14 protein-coding genes are annotated in these 15,541 nt (G+C 67.8%); 6 read left to right on the top strand and 8 right to left on the bottom strand.

What is annotated here, in order from left to right:
* Positions 1-5: 5 nt before the first annotated feature.
* The 5 genes from NCO8_RS09235 to glpK (NCO8_RS09215) form a co-directional block, all read right to left on the bottom strand.
* On the bottom strand, positions 6-1,223 hold the full coding sequence (locus tag NCO8_RS09235; protein ID WP_067638128.1) for an RNA polymerase sigma factor: 1,218 nt from the start codon (positions 1,221-1,223) through the stop codon (positions 6-8).
* Complete coding sequence (locus NCO8_RS09230; RefSeq protein WP_067638126.1) at positions 1,220-1,555, bottom strand: YciI family protein; 336 nt, start codon at positions 1,553-1,555, stop codon at positions 1,220-1,222. The genes NCO8_RS09235 and NCO8_RS09230 overlap by 4 nt, the downstream gene beginning before the upstream one ends.
* A 76-nt stretch (positions 1,556-1,631) precedes the next feature.
* Complete coding sequence (locus NCO8_RS09225; RefSeq protein ID WP_067638124.1) at positions 1,632-2,051, bottom strand: VOC family protein; 420 nt, start codon at positions 2,049-2,051, stop codon at positions 1,632-1,634.
* A gap of 155 nt (positions 2,052-2,206) precedes the next feature.
* On the bottom strand, positions 2,207-3,886 hold the full coding sequence (gene glpD, locus NCO8_RS09220) for a glycerol-3-phosphate dehydrogenase (protein WP_157104847.1): 1,680 nt from the start codon (positions 3,884-3,886) through the stop codon (positions 2,207-2,209).
* 26 nt (positions 3,887-3,912) lie between these two features.
* Complete coding sequence (gene glpK, locus NCO8_RS09215; RefSeq protein ID WP_067638120.1) at positions 3,913-5,415, bottom strand: glycerol kinase GlpK; 1,503 nt, start codon at positions 5,413-5,415, stop codon at positions 3,913-3,915.
* Positions 5,416-5,537: 122 nt separating this feature from the next.
* On the opposite strand from glpK (NCO8_RS09215), the gene NCO8_RS09210 reads away from it, so the two are divergent.
* Both NCO8_RS09210 and glpK (NCO8_RS09205) read left to right on the top strand, forming a co-directional pair.
* The gene (locus NCO8_RS09210) at positions 5,538-6,290 is read left to right on the top strand and encodes an IclR family transcriptional regulator (RefSeq protein ID WP_067638118.1); all 753 of its coding nucleotides are present in this window, start codon (positions 5,538-5,540) and stop codon (positions 6,288-6,290) included.
* 28 nt (positions 6,291-6,318) lie between these two features.
* Positions 6,319-7,821 carry a glycerol kinase GlpK gene (gene glpK / locus NCO8_RS09205; protein WP_067638116.1) on the top strand — a complete coding sequence of 501 codons (1,503 nt, stop codon included), beginning with the start codon at positions 6,319-6,321 and terminating at the stop codon, positions 7,819-7,821.
* Positions 7,822-8,076: 255 nt separating this feature from the next.
* Here the strand turns inward: glpK (NCO8_RS09205) and NCO8_RS09200 are convergent, their stop codons facing one another.
* Positions 8,077-8,547 (bottom strand): winged helix-turn-helix transcriptional regulator, encoded by a 471-nt coding sequence (locus NCO8_RS09200; protein ID WP_067639889.1) that lies wholly within the window; start codon positions 8,545-8,547, stop codon positions 8,077-8,079.
* A gap of 291 nt (positions 8,548-8,838) precedes the next feature.
* On the opposite strand from NCO8_RS09200, the gene NCO8_RS09190 reads away from it, so the two are divergent.
* The 3 genes from NCO8_RS09190 to NCO8_RS09175 all read left to right on the top strand — a co-directional run bounded on the left by NCO8_RS09190 (position 8,839) and on the right by NCO8_RS09175 (position 13,098).
* Positions 8,839-10,671: an FAD-dependent oxidoreductase gene (locus tag NCO8_RS09190; RefSeq protein WP_067638112.1), complete on the top strand. Its 1,833-nt coding sequence runs from the start codon at positions 8,839-8,841 to the stop codon at positions 10,669-10,671.
* Positions 10,672-11,009: 338 nt separating this feature from the next.
* Entirely contained in the window at positions 11,010-12,530 is a 1,521-nt protein-coding gene (locus tag NCO8_RS09180) for an MFS transporter (protein WP_067638108.1), read from the top strand.
* Complete coding sequence (locus NCO8_RS09175) at positions 12,517-13,098, top strand: TetR family transcriptional regulator (RefSeq protein ID WP_067638105.1); 582 nt, start codon at positions 12,517-12,519, stop codon at positions 13,096-13,098. The genes NCO8_RS09180 and NCO8_RS09175 overlap by 14 nt, the downstream gene beginning before the upstream one ends.
* Positions 13,099-13,149: 51 nt before the next feature.
* Here NCO8_RS09175 and NCO8_RS32860 read toward each other — a convergent pair whose 3' ends face one another.
* On the bottom strand, positions 13,150-14,004 hold the full coding sequence (locus tag NCO8_RS32860) for a YybH family protein (RefSeq protein WP_067638103.1): 855 nt from the start codon (positions 14,002-14,004) through the stop codon (positions 13,150-13,152).
* 91 nt (positions 14,005-14,095) lie between these two features.
* Complete coding sequence (locus NCO8_RS09165; RefSeq protein ID WP_067639887.1) at positions 14,096-15,040, bottom strand: sigma-70 family RNA polymerase sigma factor; 945 nt, start codon at positions 15,038-15,040, stop codon at positions 14,096-14,098.
* A gap of 133 nt (positions 15,041-15,173) precedes the next feature.
* Between NCO8_RS09165 and NCO8_RS09160 the strand changes: the two genes are divergently transcribed.
* Positions 15,174-15,533 (top strand): nuclear transport factor 2 family protein, encoded by a 360-nt coding sequence (locus NCO8_RS09160; RefSeq protein ID WP_067638102.1) that lies wholly within the window; start codon positions 15,174-15,176, stop codon positions 15,531-15,533.
* Positions 15,534-15,541 lie beyond the last annotated feature (8 nt).

Genomic DNA, 15,541 nt, shown 5'->3' with positions numbered 1-15,541 from the left:
ATCTGTCAGCGTCCGCGGAGGCGTTCGGCCAGGTAGCGGCGCTCGGCGTCGGTGGGGGCGAGTTCCAGCGCGGCCTCGTACGCTGCGGCGGCCTCGGTGATCCGGCCGTCGCGGCGGAGGAGATCGCCTCGGGTCGCGTGCAGCAGGTAGTAGCCGTCGAGACGGCCGGACTCGGCGATCTCGTCGACGAGGGCCAGGCCTGCGGAAATACCGTCGGCCATGGCCACCGCCACGGCACGGTTGAGGTCGACGACCGGGGACGGAGCCAACTGCGCGAGTTCGCGGTAGAGGGCTGCGATCTGTGGCCAGTCCGTGGACGCCGCGTCGGGCGCGGTGGCGTGGCAGGCGGCGATCGCGGCCTGCACCTGATACGGGCCGGGACGACGCACAGCCAGCGCGTCGTCGAGCGTCGCCACGCCTTCGGCGATCAGCGCGCGATCCCATCGCGACCGGTCCTGGTTCTCCAGCGTGACCAGCACGCCGTGGTCCGTGCGGTTCTCGCGGCGCGCCTCGAGCAGCAGCATCAAGGCCAGCAGGCCGCGCGCCTCGGGCTCGGTGGGCAGCAGCCGGACAAGGACGCGCGCGAGATGGATCCCCTCGTCCGCGAGCCCGCGGGTTTCGTCCTCGTCGTCGTAGCCCTGGTTGAAGATCAGATAGAGCACCGCAAGGACGGCGGGGAGTCGTTCCGGCAGCAGTTCCGGCGGTGGCACGCGGTACGGGATGCCCGCCTCGGTGATCTTGCGTTTCGCGCGGACCAAGCGTTGTGCCATCGTGGGCTCGGCCGTCAGGAACGCCTTCGCTATCTCAGCGGTACTCAAGCCCGCCAGCGTGCGCAATGTGAGAGCGACCCTGGCCGGGAACGGCAGCGCCGGATGGCAGCAGGTGAAGATCAGCCGCAACCGCTCGTCGGGAATTCTGTCCGTCGTCGGCTCGATCGGGTCTCGTGCCAGCACGGCGAGCCGGCGCAGCTTCGCGGCCGCGGCCGTGTCCCGGCGGAGCCGGTCGGTCGCACGGTTGCGCGCCGTCGTGGTGAGCCAGGCTCCCGGACGGCTCGGCACACCATCGCGCGGCCACGTCGTCAGCGCCGCGGCGAACGCCTCCTGCGCGCAGTCCTCCGCGAGATCCCAATCTCCGGTCATCCCGATCAGGGTCGCGACCACTTGACCCCACTCGTCGCGAAACGCGGCCGCCACCGCCGCGCGAACCGCCTGTGGCGCAGTCATTCCCAGACGGGGCGGATCTCGATGCAACCCCGACTCGCGTACGGATGACGTGCTGCGATGGCGATCGCGTCATCCAGATCCGCGCAGTCGATGATGTCGATGCCGCCGATGAAGTCCTTGGTCTCCGCGAACGGCCCGTCGGACACCAGTGTTTCCCCATCACGGTTGCGGACTGTCGTCGCATCGGCCACCGGGCGTAATCGCGCGCCGCCGAGGCTCGCGCCGCGCCGCTGCACTTCGTCCTCGAACGCGCGGTACGCCGGATCGGCGGCGATCTCCTCCATGGTCGGCGAAGTCGTCTCGTCGTCGCAGATCAGCAACACGTACTTCATGCCGACATCATGCACGCAAGAAACGCATGCCGCATCACCCCTGGCGCGTTGACCCCAGGTGCGGCGGCGACGCCGATCAGTGGCGGGCGGTGATGTCGAACATCCAGCTGATCCCGAATCGGTCCACGAGCGAGCCCGCCTCATCTCCCCATACTTGCTTTTCCAGAGGCAGCGTAACGGTGCCACCGACGGACAATTTCTCGAAGTAGTCGCGGAGTTCTCCGTCGTCGCCATCGAGGAAGATCGCGACGTTGTTGCCCGGCCGATAGGAAGGATGGCCGGGTCTTTCATCCGGAAAGTCCCATGCCATCAACGTGTAGCCGGCAGACGTGTCCAAACGGGAGTGCATGACCTTGTCAGCGCTCGGCGAGTCCGGTGAGCCGAAGTCCGCGACCGTCGAAACCTCCAACACTCCACCGAAGACCTGCTGGTAGAACTCCATCGCCTCCCGCGCGTTGCCGTTGAAGGTGATGCACGGACTGACCTGTGAACTCATTGAACGCTCCTTCATGCACTGACCGATCGGGCTGCCCGATGACTGCCGGATCAAGACTCCCAAAGAATCACGACACCCTCTGTCGTGATTCTTGAAAGAACGCCCTCACCCACCTCGGCGACCCCGAGTTCTTCGACCCGTACGTAAACGGCCGATCAGCCGACGGCGACGAGGCGGGCGCTGTTGGCCGATTCGTCGTCGCTCGCCTGATTGGCCAGCAGTTCGGCGTGGACCCGGTCGCGGTAGCGATCGATCTCGAGGTCGGTGGTCGCGGCGTCCCAGCCGAGGAGCGGGGCGACGAGGCGGGCGACGACGGGGGCTGCGGCGAGCCCGCGGTCGGGGACCTCGATGGAGATGCGGGTGCGACGGGTCAGCAGGTCGTCGAGATGCAGGGCGCCCTCGTGGGTGACCGCGTAGACGATTTCGGCGGCGAGATAGCCCGGGGCGCCTGCGAGGGGTGCACGCAGGGCGGGGTCGGCGCCGACGAGATCGAACAGGTCGGTGGCCAGGGAACCATAGCGGTCGAGCAGATGCCGCACCTGCTCGGGCGACAGTCCTGTGCGGGTGGCCGATTCCTCTGTCGCGGCGAGCATTTCGCGATAGCCGTCCGCGCCGAGGATCGGCAGCCGCGCGGTCGGCGACGCGGGTACGTGCCGGGCGAGCCTGGTGGCGGCGGCGTCGACGACGTCTTCGGCCATCACCCGGTAGGTGGTGTACTTGCCGCCCGCGATGACGAACAGGCCGGGCACGGGTTCGGCGACGGCGTGTTCGCGGGAGAGCTTGGCGGTCTCCTTCGACGCACCGGTCATCAACGGTCGCAGCCCGGCATAGGTGCCGACGATGTCGGCCCTGGTCAGTGGCTCACGCAGCACCGCGTTGACGTGTTCGAGGATGTAGTCCACGTCGGCCGCGGTGGCGGTGGGGTGGTTCTTGTCCAGCGACCACGGGGTGTCGGTGGTGCCGATGATCCAGTGCTCGGCCCACGGGATCACGAACAGCACCGACTTCTCGGTACGCATGATCAGGCCGGTGTGCAGGTCGAGGCGGTCGCGGGGCACGAGGATGTGCACGCCCTTCGACATCTGGACGTGGAACGGGAAGTCGACGCCGGTCATCGCGATCATGTCGTCGGTCCACACACCGGTCGCGCTGATCACGGTGCGCGCCCGGACAGTATGGGCGGCACCGGTTTCCAGATCGAGCACGCGTGCGCCGACGACCCGCTCACCGTCGCGTTCGAGCCCGATCACCTGGGTGCGGGTGAGGACCGTCGCGCCCTGTTCGGCGGCGGTGCGCGCGATCATCATCGTGTGCCGGGCGTCGTCGACCTGGGCGTCGTAGTAGCGGATGGCGCCGGTCATGGCGTCGTCGCGCAGCGCGGGAGCCAGGTCGAGTGCGCCGGAACGGGTCAGGTGCTTGTGCATGGGCACCGTCCGGGCGCCGCCGAGGGTGTCGTAGAGGGCGATGCCCGCGCCGATGTAGGCGCGCTCCCACACCCGGTGCCGTAGCGGAAACAGGAACGGCACCGGGCGCACCAGGTGCGGTGCGAGCGAATTCAGCAGCAGCCCACGCTCTTTGAGTGCCTCCCGGACCAGGGTGAAGTCCATCTGCTCGAGATAGCGCAACCCGCCGTGGATGAGTTTGGACGAGCGGCTGGAGGTGCCCGCGGCGAAATCGCGGGCCTCGACGAGGGTCACCGACAGGCCGCGCGCGGCCGCGTCGAGCGCGGCGCCCGCGCCGGTCACGCCGCCGCCGATCACCAGCACGTCGATCTCGGTGTCGCCGAGTGCCGCGATCGCCGCGGCGCGGTAGGCGGGGTCCAGGGAAACGGACACAGTGTGCTCCTTGGTGTGGGGGTGCATCAGTCGAGGTCGGCCCAGCCGAGGGTGCGTTCGACGGCTTTGAGCCAGCGGGTGTAGCCGCGTTCGCGGTCGGCGTCGGACCAGGTGGGCAACCAGCGCAGGTCCTCGTGCCAGTTGGAGCGCAGTTCGTCGGTGCCCGCCCAGAAGCCGGCGGCCAGCCCGGCCGCGTAGGCGGCGCCGAGCGCGGTGGTCTCGGCGACGACAGGTCGGGAGACGGGGACACCGAGCAGGTCGGCCTGGATCTGCATGGCGAGGTTGTTCACGGTGACACCACCGTCGACCCGCAACGTGCTCAACCGCGTCCCGGCGTCACGCTGCATGGCCTCGACCACGTCACGGGTCTGGTAGGCGATGGATTCCAGTGTCGCCCGGGCCAAATGGGCGTTGTTGCTGTAACGCGAGAGGCCGACGACGGCGCCGCGCGCGTCCGGTCGCCAGTAGGGGGCGAACAGGCCGGAGAACGCGGGCACGAAGTACACGCCGCCGGAATCGTCGACCTGGGCCGCCATGTCCTCGATCTGCGCGGCACCCGCGATGATGCCGAGCTGGTCGCGCAACCACTGCACCGCCGAACCGGTGACCGCGATCGACCCTTCCAGCGCATAGGCGGGTGCGTCGTCACCGAACTGGTAGGCGACGGTGGTGAGCAGCCCGTGGGTGGAATCCACGATGTCGGTGCCGGTGTTGAGCATGAGGAAATTGCCGGTGCCGTAGGTGTTCTTGGCCTCGCCGGGCCGAAAGCACACCTGGCCGACGGCCGCGGCCTGCTGGTCGCCGAGTGCGCCGGCGATCGTCACCATCCCGCCGAAGGGGCCGTCCGGCATCGTGGTTCCGTATCCGGCCGGGTTCGACGAAGGCGCGATGACGGGCAGCATGGCGGCGGGAATGTCGAAGACGCGCAACAGTTCCTCGTCCCAGCGCAAGGTCCGCAGATCCATCAGCATGGTGCGCGAGGCGTTGGTCGGGTCGGTGACGTGGGTGCCGCCGGTGAGGTTCCAGATCAACCAGCTGTCGATGGTGCCGAACAGGGCGTCGCCACGTTCGGCGTCGGCGCGAACCCCCTCGACATTGTCGAGGATCCAGCGCAGCTTGCCGCCGGAGAAATACGGTGCGGGACGCAAGCCCGTCCGCTTGCGGATCAGTTCGGTGTGCTCGTCGTCCAGGTCGGCGATGAGGCGATCGGTGCGGGTGTCCTGCCAGACGATGGCGTTGTAGTACGGGCGGCCGGTGTGGCGGTTCCAGACCAGGGTGGTCTCGCGCTGATTGGTGACACCGACCGCGGCCAGGTCGGCGGCGGTCAGACCGGCCCGGGCGAGCGCGGTCCCGACGACGGTGCGGGTGCGCTCCCAGATCTCCGTCGGATCGTGTTCCACCCAACCGGGTTTCGGGAGAATCTGCTCGTGCTCGAGCTGATGCCGTGCGACCACGCTGCCCGCGTGATCGAAAACCATGAAGCGCGTCGAGGTCGTGCCCTGATCGATCGCGCCCACATACCGGTTCATCGTGGTCCTTCCGCGGGCTCGCCGTCGAGCCCGTTCACCGGGGTCCACGCTAGGAACGAGTCGAGCGGCGAGCCACGGTCGCCGTTCGACAATGCTGAACGCCGGGCTGATAGGTTCAGACGATGCCGGGTCCGATCCAATCGATCGAACGTGCCGCGGCCGTGTTGCGGCTGCTCGCGCGTGGGTCGGGCCCGATGGGCGTCGGCGAGGTGGCGACCGCCCTCGACCTGGCCAAACCCACCGCCCACGGGATCCTGCGGACACTGCTTGGCACGGGTTTCGTCGACCAGGATCCGGTGACGTGTCGCTACCTGCTCGGGCCCGCCGTGCACGAGCTCGGTTCCGACCACCTCGACGTCAACGAGTTGCGTTCACGCGCCATCCACCGCGCCGACGCACTCGCCGCGCGCACCGGCGAGTCGGTGCGCATGGCGGTTGCCCGCCCGGCCGGGGTGACGGTGGTGCACCACGTCTTCCGGCCGGACAACAGCGAGCAGGTCCTCGCCGTCGGCGAAGTACTGCCCGCCTACGCCACCGCCCTGGGGAAAGTTCTGCTCGCCTACGAACCGGCCGCCGAACGCGGTGCGCTCCAGGCCTTCACCCATCGCACCATCACCGATCCCGCCGCCTCGGCCCGCTCGATCGCCGAGGTCCGGCGTGCGGGCTGGGCGGGCGAGGTCGAGGAATACCGCACCGGCGAAGCGGGCATCGCCGCACCCATCCGTACCAGGGGCGGGCTGGTGGTCGCGGCCATCGGCATCTCCGGACCGGTCGACCGGCTGTGCGACAGCCACTCCCAGCCGCGTGCCGGACTGGTCGACCAGGTGCGTGCCGCCGCGCAGGCCGTGCATCGTGACCTCACGGCGGCGCGATGATCGAGACAAACCTGCCGAAAGGCTTTCTATGACGCCACGTTTCGTCCTTGCGATCGATCAGGGCACCACCTCGAGCCGGTGTCTGGTCTTCGACCGCCACGCGCGCCTGGCCGGGCTGGCTCAGCGCGTGCACCGCCAGCACTATCCCCGGTCCGGCTGGGTGGAGCAGGACGCGCTCGAGATCTGGCGGACCGTCGAACGGATCCTGCCCGCCGCCCTGCGCGATGCCGGGATCGGCGTCGAGCAGGTGGCGGCCATCGGCATCGCCAACCAGCGCGAGACGACCGTGGTGTGGGACCGGGCGACGGGTGTGCCGGTGCGTCCCGCCATCGTCTGGCAGGACATCCGCACCGAGGAGTTCGTCGAATCCCTCCGTAATTCGCCTGCGGCACAACGCATCACCGAACTGAGCGGACTACCGCTGGCGACCTACTTCGCCGCGCCACGCCTGCGCTGGCTGCTCGACGACGTCGAGGGGCTGCGGGCGCGCGCCGAACGCGGTGAGGTGCTGGTCGGGACCATGGAATCCTGGCTGATCTGGAACCTGACCGGCGGCGTGCACGTCACCGACGTCACCAACGCGGGCCGCACCCTCCTGATGAACCTCACCACCCGGCAATGGGACGACGAACTGTTGCGGCTGTTCGACATTCCGCGCGCCATGCTCCCCCGCATCGAACCCTCCACCGGCGACTTCGGCACCGCGGTCACCGCCGCACCGGGCGTGCGGATCGGCGCCGCACTCGGCGACCAGCACGCCGCCCTGTTCGGCCAGACCTGTTTCGCACCCGGCGAGACCGAATGCACCTACGGCACCGGCGGATTCCTCATGATGAACACCGGCTCCGAGCTCATCCGCTCCGCACACGGCCTGCTCACCACCATCGGCTACCAGATCGGCGAGGAACCGGTCTACGCCTTGGAAGGCCCGATCGCGGTCACCGGCTCACTGGTCGGCTGGTTGCGCGACATCGTCGGCCTGATCACCACCGCACCCGAAATCGAAACCCTCGCAAGCACTGTCGACGACAACGGCGGCTGCTACCTGGTCCCCGCCTTCTCCGGCCTCTACGCCCCGCACTGGCGCAGCGACGCCCGCGGCCTGCTGATCGGCCTGACCTCCTACGTCACCAAGGGGCACCTGGCCCGCGCGGCACTCGAGGCCACCGCCTGGCAGACCCGCGATGTCCTCGAGGCCATGAACGCCGACGCGGGCCTGCGCGCACGCTCGTTGCGGGTGGCCGGTGGAATGACCTCCAACAACCTGCTCATGCAGATCATCGCCGACGTCCTCGACATCCCCGTCACACGACCCTTGGTCACCGAAACGGTCTCCCTCGGCGCCGCCTACGCAGCGGGCCTGGCCGCCGGCTACTGGCCGGACCTGCAAGGACTACGCCGCAACTGGCGAGCAGCCGCCCAATGGGTGCCCGGTCACAACCGCTCCGCCCGCGAAGACGAATACGAGCACTGGCAACGGGCCGTCCAACTCAGCATCGGCTGGTCCCGGCCGACACGCCGCCCCCGCTGAGCAGCGCCGCGAACACAACGCCACCAGGACAAGCGGACTGGTCATTCACCGCGTCGGCGCCATCGCCAACGACTCGCATCCGGAGTTGTCGTGACCCGTCGTAGGCCCGAACTCTCGAGAACGTGGGGCAGCATTCGACCGAAGCCGCACTGGGTTCACAGATTTCGCCGATGCAACCCACCCCACGCGTGGATCGCCGTCACGACCTATTTCTCCGATCGCTCGCCGGACCTACTCCCCCGTCGATGCAGGCGATTACCGGCGGCGTGGACGGGCGGACGCGCCCGGTCGCACGACGACCTCGTTGTGAGCAAGGGCGGCGTGGTCGTGACTGCACTCGACGACCACTCGCACGGGCGCGTCGCAATCGGCGTGGCGGACGTCCAGGAACGGCCCCTCCGGATCAGCCGTGTACTTGTCTCCCCATTGCATCAAGGAGACGATGACAGGCCACAGGTCCCAGCCCTTCTCGGACAGCCGGTACTCGTTGCGGGTGCGTCCGCCCGGCGACCGGTAGGGCCGGGTCATCAGGATGCCTGCAGCGACAAGCTTGCGGAGCCGGTCGGCGAGAACAGCCTCCGACATGCCCAGATGGTCATGGAAGTCGTCGAACCTGCGGACGCCGTTGATCGCCTCGCGAACGATCAACAAGCTCCACTTCTCGCCGACCAGCTCCAGCGTTCGCTGAACGGGGCAGTTCGCGGTGTCCAGACCGAGCCAGTCCACATCGCACCTCACTTCGATATTGACAGTCAGGTGCATCCTAGCTAACTTCGCTTGCGAAAGTCATCTCGCCAGTCGGCATCCAGACGGACACCGACGCATCGGCCGCTGCCGGGCAGGTGACGTTCAGGATCTGCGCCATCGACCGGTCGAACTCGGCGCCCCGCTGTCCCGATAGCCCGAACGCCCAGGAGAGCTCATGCTTGCCGATCGGTTGAACAACTGCGCACCTCGCCACACGACGACATGGCCGAGCCCCAGCGGCCGGACCGTCGATCACACCCACCGCACACGATGACCGCCACCGCACGGCGCTCCACGAGTAGCGCACGACTTCTCGTCCGAGCAGCGGACTTTCACGACCGAGGCGGCTGGCTGCTCGACTCGCAGTTCGACGTCGAGATGGGCGCCCCCTACCTGTTGGCCCATGGCCTCGGAGTGCCGGTGGCCGACGCTCGAGCGACGCTCGAGATCCCCGAGGCGGGCACCTATCGCATCTGGGTCCGCACCAAGGACTGGGTACCGACGCACCATCCGGGACGCTTCGCCGTCACCATCGGTGACCACACGCTCTCGAAGGAGTTCGGCGCAAGCGGCCAGGGGTGGATGTGGGAAGACGCCGGGCTCCTGCACCTCGACAGCCGCCGGACAGAGGTGACCCTCCACGATCACACAGGCTTCGACGCGCGATGCGATGCGATCTACCTCAGCCTCGACGATGCGCCGCCCCCCGAAGGCAGCGGCGCTGAGGCGCGCGAGTGGCGCCGCCGACTGTGCGGCCTACCTGAAACGCCTACGGATGCAGGCGAATTCGATGTCGTCATTGTAGGCGGAGGCGTCACGGGCGCCGCCGGAGTCCTGGCGGCCGCCAGGCTCGGGCTACGGGTCGCGCTCCTGCACAATCGGCCCGTCCTCGGGGGAAACGCGAGCGTCGAGATCGGCCTCACTCCCCGCGGCGAGACCGGACCGCTCGTGCATGAGCTGTCGAAGCGCCACCCCGACGGCGATCTGATGGCACGCCAGGTCCTCGAGGCGGAATCGAACGCGTCGCTCTACACCGAGCACCAAGTCTTCCGCGTGATCACCGCCGAGCGACGAGTCACCGCGGTCGACGCCCGCGACACACGGACCGGGCGGGAGTATCGATTTTCCGCTCCGCTCGTCATCGACTGCAGCGGGACAGCGATCGTCGGCCTGCTCGCAGGCGCACGAACCCTGTTCGGCCACGAATCCAGGGCCGAGTACAACGAACCGACGGCTCCAGCCGAGCATCTCGACCAGCATCACGGTCACACGCTGTTCTTCCGGACTCGCGAACACTCGGAGCCGGTGCCGTTTCCGGATGCCCCCTGGGCACAGGCCGTCGCGAAGGACTACGCGAATCTCGGCGGGCAACTGGTGGAGCCAGGGGTCGACAACGGGCCAGGTCCCGTGGCGGGGCGATTCCGTCATCCGGATCCGAGCATCCGCCGCCGAATGCTGTTCCCCGCCACACACTTCTGGGAGTACGGCCAATGGCTCGATCCGTATACCCAGGGCGAGGAAATCCGCGATCACCTGCTGTGCGCGATCTATGGAACCTTCGCCAACGTCAAGGCCCTCGAACCGGATACCTACGCAAACCTGGCGCTGGACTGGGTCGCTTTCGTCGCCGGGCAAGGGGAGTTCCGACGATATCTCGGCGGATACGTCTTGACCGAGAACGACATTCGCGAGCACCGACGCTTCCCCGACACAGTGGCGATGAACTCCGGGGCGTTCTGTTTGCACTACCCGATCGACGACGAATACGACTTCCGCCTGAAGGACTGGAAGTGGGACACCCGCGACGGCCTCCCGTTCGAAGTGCCGTTCCGATGCCTGTATTCAGCCGATCTGGACAACGTGATGATGGCAGGCAAGCACATCAGCGTCACCCACATCGCCGGCTCGGTCACGAAGTTCATGGGCAACGGAGCGCAGCACGCGATCGCAACGGCCGCCGCCGCCGCACTGTGCCTGAAGTACGACCTCACGCCGCACCAGCTCCGCGACAACCACATCGAAGAGTTGCGCCGGATCGTCGGCGACCTGACGGATGCGGTGAACCAGACGGCCGACAACGGTCGAGAGAACGAGAAGGAGTGAAGGCAAACCTTCACCGCGAGCGGGCACACCAGGTCCTGGCGGGCATTGCGCACGAACGCGAGGACCGTGGACGCGTCGAGCAGGCGTCCTCTCGATAGACGATCAGTACCGGGGCCGTTCGGGCCGATTCCGGCCGGCGGAATCGGCACCGTTCTCGAGGTGGACCGACCTCGCCGAAGAACCTCCCTCGACGATCACCCCGCCGTCGCGCAGGATGACGGCGACCGCGTCCTCGGGGGTCGTGTCGGAGTAATTCGCGTGAGCTGGGGTTTCGTCGTGGCACATCTAAAGTCCATTTGGACTGTACAACCAGACAGACGGACGGTTAGTCTGGTGCGGTGAGCCCAGACCTCGAAACGAACCGTGCGGGTAGGCGCGAATGGTGGGCGCTCGCCGCCCTGGTCCTGGTGGTGCTACTGCTCACGATCGACGGCACAGTCCTGTACCTGGCCGTCCCGTCACTGACCACCGACATCGCACCGACCGCGACGCAACTGTTGTGGATCGGCGACATCTATTCGTTCGTGCTGGCGGGCTTGCTGATCACGATGGGCAATCTGGCCGACAAGATCGGGCGCAAACGGCTGCTGCTCATCGGTGCGGCGGCGTTCGGCTGTGCGTCCGTGCTTGCCGCGTTCGCGCCGAACCCGGAAACGCTCATCGCCGCTCGCGCGCTACTCGGTGTCGCGGGCGCGACACTGATGCCCTCGACACTGTCGATCGTTCGTCACCTGTTCGGCGATCCACGGCAACGCACCACCGCGATCGCGATCTGGTCCGCGGGCGCCACAGCAGGTGCCGCGCTCGGGCCACTCGTCGGCGGTGCGCTGCTCGAACGGTTCTGGTGGGGCTCGGTGTTCCTGATCAACGTGCCGATCATGCTGGTCGTCCTCGTCGCGGGCGTCGTGCTGCTCCCGGAGTCGCGCGGCGACGCCGACCGGCCGGTGGACCTCATCTCGGCGGCGCTGTCGATTGTCGCGATCGTGCCCCTGGTGTACGCGATAAAGCATTGGGTCGGAACGGGTTTCGACTGGACTGTGCTCGCGTTCGCGGCAGCGGGTGTGGTGGCAGGATGGTTGTTCGTGCGCAGGCAGTTGAATCTCGAGTACCCGCTACTCGATATCGCGCTGTTCCGCCGACCGGCATTCACGGGTGCGGTCACCTCGTCGGCATTGTCGATCTTCGCGTTCATGGGTCTGCTGTTCTTCTTCTCCCAGTACCTTCAGCTCGTGCGCGGTTACGGGCCGCTGCGGGCCGGGATGGCCGAACTTCCGGCCACGATCGCGTCGATCGTGGTGATCGCCTTCGTCGGTGTGCTCGTCACCCGATTCGGCCCGGGCCGCTCGATCGGTGCCGGTCTCGCCACTGCCGCGGTCGGCCTTCTCCTGCTCGGGTTGTCCGCCACCCACTCCGGCTACTGGGGTCTGGGTGTCGCCTTGGCGGTACTCGGTCTCGGCGTGGGCGTGGCCATGACCCTGGCGGTCGACGCCGTGGTCACCGCCGTGCCCAGGGAACGCGCGGGCGCGGCGTCCTCGATCGCGGAGACCGCGTACGAACTCGGCGGGGCGCTGGGGATCGCGGTTCTCGGGTCCATCCAGTTGGCGAACTACCGGTCGCATGTGAACCTGCCTGCCGATACCGACGCGTCCCGCGCCGCCGTCGTGGAGGACTCGCTCGCCGCCACCGTCGCGACGGTCGACGACCCCGGCATCGTCGCGCTGGCCAAGGACTCCTTCGCCCACGCCATGCAGACCACATCGTTCATCGCGGCGGCGATCCTCGCCGTCGCGGCGATCCTCGCTTGGCGTGCCATCCCTTCCCACGGCACTGTGAAAGTAGCTCGACATGACGAAGTCTGACCGCACAACCACCGGCGACCGCACCGCTACCCGCGACAAGGAACGAACCCGCCGCGCCATCTTGGACGCGGCCGAGGCGGTATTCACCGAACGCGGCGCCAATGTGGCCCTTGCCGATATCGCGGTCGCGGCAGGCGTCACCAAAAGCGGTCTCATGCACCACTTTCCCCACCGCGAAGCACTCGTCAACGGAGTCACCGAGCACATCCTCACCCGCTTGCACGAAGAGGTGCGCGCCCAGATCGACCTGTCGGAGAACAGGCCAGGAAAATTCACCCGGGCCTACATCCGCGCCTTCACCGGCGACAGCGAATACGTGAAACGAGTCCTCGCCCCCACCAGCCTCATCACCACCCTCGGTACCTCACCGGAGCGCGAAGCCCTCTACGAACGAGACGCCCGCATCCTGGCCGATGCCTTCGCCGCCGACGGTCTCCCCCACACCCGGCTCCTCTTGATCCGATACGCCACAGAAGGGCTCGCGGTCGCCGCCGCCAGCCCCTATCTGTCGGACGAAGACCTCGAGATCGCCCGCGCTGAACTCCTCGCGATGACCGAGGTCGAATAACCTCACCGACCTGCGGCCACCCTGCAACGCGGCAGTACCGACGCAGGTTGGTCACGCACTTCGCGGCGGCTCGTCCTCGGGTACGAGATCTGTTGCCGCCGCACCGGTTTCCGGGTCGTAGGGGTACGACACGTGCTGGTGCACAAGCAACCACCGTCCACCACGCCTGCGGAATACCCGGGTGCCTCGCGACCACGAGTGATCGACCTGCCCATCGGCGTCCTCGGCGCTCAGGTGGTTGAGGCCCCACACCACGGCGAGATCCCCGCGGACCTCGACTGCCATTTCGGGGACGTCCCAGGTCACCCGCCCGGGGGCGGATTCGAGTCCCCGCCGGCAGACCTCGCGGACGTTGTCCGCGCCGGTGTAGTGCAGCGGTGCGTCGTGTTCGTAGGATTCGACGTCGTCCGCGATCTCCGCCATCAGGCCGTCGAGGTCCTTCTCGGCAGTCGCGGCGAACCACCGCTGATGCAGTGCGCGGATCTCGGCGATGTCGTCGGCCGGGTCGGCGGTGGTGTCGGGGAACGAATGGTGTTCGTGGGCCACCCTCCACCGGCCATCGTCCTTGCGCAGGCCGAGAGTGAGGCGCAGGCGGGTATCGGGTTCGGCCGCAAGCTCTTCCGGTGATCCACACCGAAGCAGCGCGTGTGCGTAGGCGATGTCGGAGCCGGCCGACACGTTCAGCTCGACGATGTCGAAGGCGGCGCCGCGGCCGAGCCAGGCGAAGAACGGTGGCCAGGTCTGCCGGTAGGCGTCGATGCCACGGACGCCGTTCTGCGGTGGCGGCACGTCGTACATGACGATGTCGGCGGTGTGGTCGGCCAGCACATGCTCGAGGTCACCGGCGCGGACGGCCGCGGCCCACTCGTGGATCAGGGTGCGGATCTGGTCTTCGTCGTGCGACATGACGGTCTCCCTTCGGGGTGCCGAGGGCGGGCCCCGGCCGTGGGAACGTCCCACTACCGGTATGACCCAGCCGGTCGTGCCGAACTAATCGTCAGTCGGTCACGAATTCTGGGAGGGCGAAGCGGGTGAACAGTGCGGGGTCGAGGAACGACACCACGTCGGTGATCGCACCGCCGCGCACTGTCAGCACATCGAGGGCCATGGCCGCGAAGACGGAACGCTCGGGGTCCCACCAGTAGGTGCCGAACGCGGGTTGGCCGTTGGCCACGGTCGGGCGGAAGCGCCAGCGCCAGTGCAGCGGGCCGGTCACCAGGAATTCCCGGATCGCGGGCTGTCCGGCATACCACTCGGGCAGTGGCGGCATGGCGTAGCGGGCGTCGGTGGCGAGCAGCGCGATGATGCCGTCGACATCGGCGTTCTCCCAGGCGGTGGCGTACCGCTCGGCGAGGCGGCGCGCCTGCGGATCGTCGGGCGCCACAGACGGTTCGCGCTGATCGAGGCGGGCCCGCGCCCGTTGTAGGGCGCTGTTGGCCGATGCCACGGTCACGTCGAGCAATTCGGCGGTCTCGCTCGCGCTGAAGCCGAGGACATCGCGCAACAGCAACGCACCCCGCTGCACGCCCGGCAACTGCTGGATCACCGCGACGAACGCCAATTCGATCGACTCGCGAGCCGTATAGCGTGCCTCCGGCCCGGGCTCCCCCACCCCGATGCCGGGGTACGGTTCGAGCCAAATCCGTTCGGCCGCAGGCGCATCCGGCTCCGAATCCATCGGGAGTTCGCGGCGGCCGCGCTGCTCGAGCATGGTCAGGCACCGGTTGGTCGCGATCTTGTACAGCCACGGCCGAAACTTGCCGGGATCGGTGAGGTTCGCGCGCGAGCGCCACGCGTGGAGCAGGGCCTCCTGCAGGGCGTCGTCGGCATCATGAACCGAACCGAGGAAGCGGTAGCAGTGCACGTGCAGTTCCGCGCGCAAGGGGCCGACGAGGCGGTCGAACTCGGCGCGATCGGCGGCATGACCATCGGCACTGTCCACCTCGCGATCATGGCACACCTCAGAGTTGGTGTGCCCGGGGCCAGATGTCGATTCATATGGGTCTCGTCGGCGCCTCGCTCTCAGCCGAAAACGAACATGGCGTGAGTGGACATCGGCTGGCAGGGTGAGGTGCATGGAGAACTTGCGGGACGCCGAGCGGCGGTTACAGGCCGCACAACTTGCCGGGGATGTGCAGGCACTGGACCGTCTGCTGGATGACCGGTTGATCTTCACCTTCGGCGCAGACGTCTACACCAAGGCCGATGATCTGGAGCTTCACCGCACCCGGACCCAGGTGGTGACGGCCTTGGTCGAGGAAGAACTGAACGTTCTCACCGACGGGAATGCCGGGGTGACCTGGTTCCTCGGGACGATCGAGGGGACCGTCAACGGCGAGCCTTTCGGAGCCAGGATGCGCTACACGCGTTCATGGTTGCACGACGATGAGCACGGCTGGCGGATTATCGCGGCACATGCCAGCGCGACGGACTGATGCTCCTG

The organism is Nocardia coubleae NBRC 108252 (assembly GCF_001612805.1).
GTDB classification, from domain to species: Bacteria; Actinomycetota; Actinomycetes; order Mycobacteriales; family Mycobacteriaceae; genus Nocardia; species Nocardia coubleae.
Note: the sequence above shows the minus strand (reverse complement) of the source record. Positions and strands in the feature narration are given on the sequence as shown.

Bases quoted from the DNA above. Each gene is read 5' to 3' on its own strand.
- NCO8_RS09235 (WP_067638128.1), bottom strand. From the start codon at position 1,223: ATGACTGCGCCACAGGCGGTTCGCGCGGCGGTGGCGGCCGCGTTTCGC.
- NCO8_RS09230 (WP_067638126.1), bottom strand. From the start codon at position 1,555: ATGAAGTACGTGTTGCTGATCTGCGACGACGAGACGACTTCGCCGACC.
- NCO8_RS09225 (WP_067638124.1), bottom strand. From the start codon at position 2,051: ATGAGTTCACAGGTCAGTCCGTGCATCACCTTCAACGGCAACGCGCGG.
- glpK (WP_067638120.1), bottom strand. From the start codon at position 5,415: ATGAACCGGTATGTGGGCGCGATCGATCAGGGCACGACCTCGACGCGC.
- NCO8_RS09210 (WP_067638118.1), top strand. From the start codon at position 5,538: ATGCCGGGTCCGATCCAATCGATCGAACGTGCCGCGGCCGTGTTGCGG.
- glpK (WP_067638116.1), top strand. From the start codon at position 6,319: ATGACGCCACGTTTCGTCCTTGCGATCGATCAGGGCACCACCTCGAGC.
- NCO8_RS09190 (WP_067638112.1), top strand. From the start codon at position 8,839: ATGACCGCCACCGCACGGCGCTCCACGAGTAGCGCACGACTTCTCGTC.
- NCO8_RS09175 (WP_067638105.1), top strand. From the start codon at position 12,517: ATGACGAAGTCTGACCGCACAACCACCGGCGACCGCACCGCTACCCGC.
- NCO8_RS32860 (WP_067638103.1), bottom strand. From the start codon at position 14,004: ATGTCGCACGACGAAGACCAGATCCGCACCCTGATCCACGAGTGGGCC.
- NCO8_RS09160 (WP_067638102.1), top strand. From the start codon at position 15,174: ATGGAGAACTTGCGGGACGCCGAGCGGCGGTTACAGGCCGCACAACTT.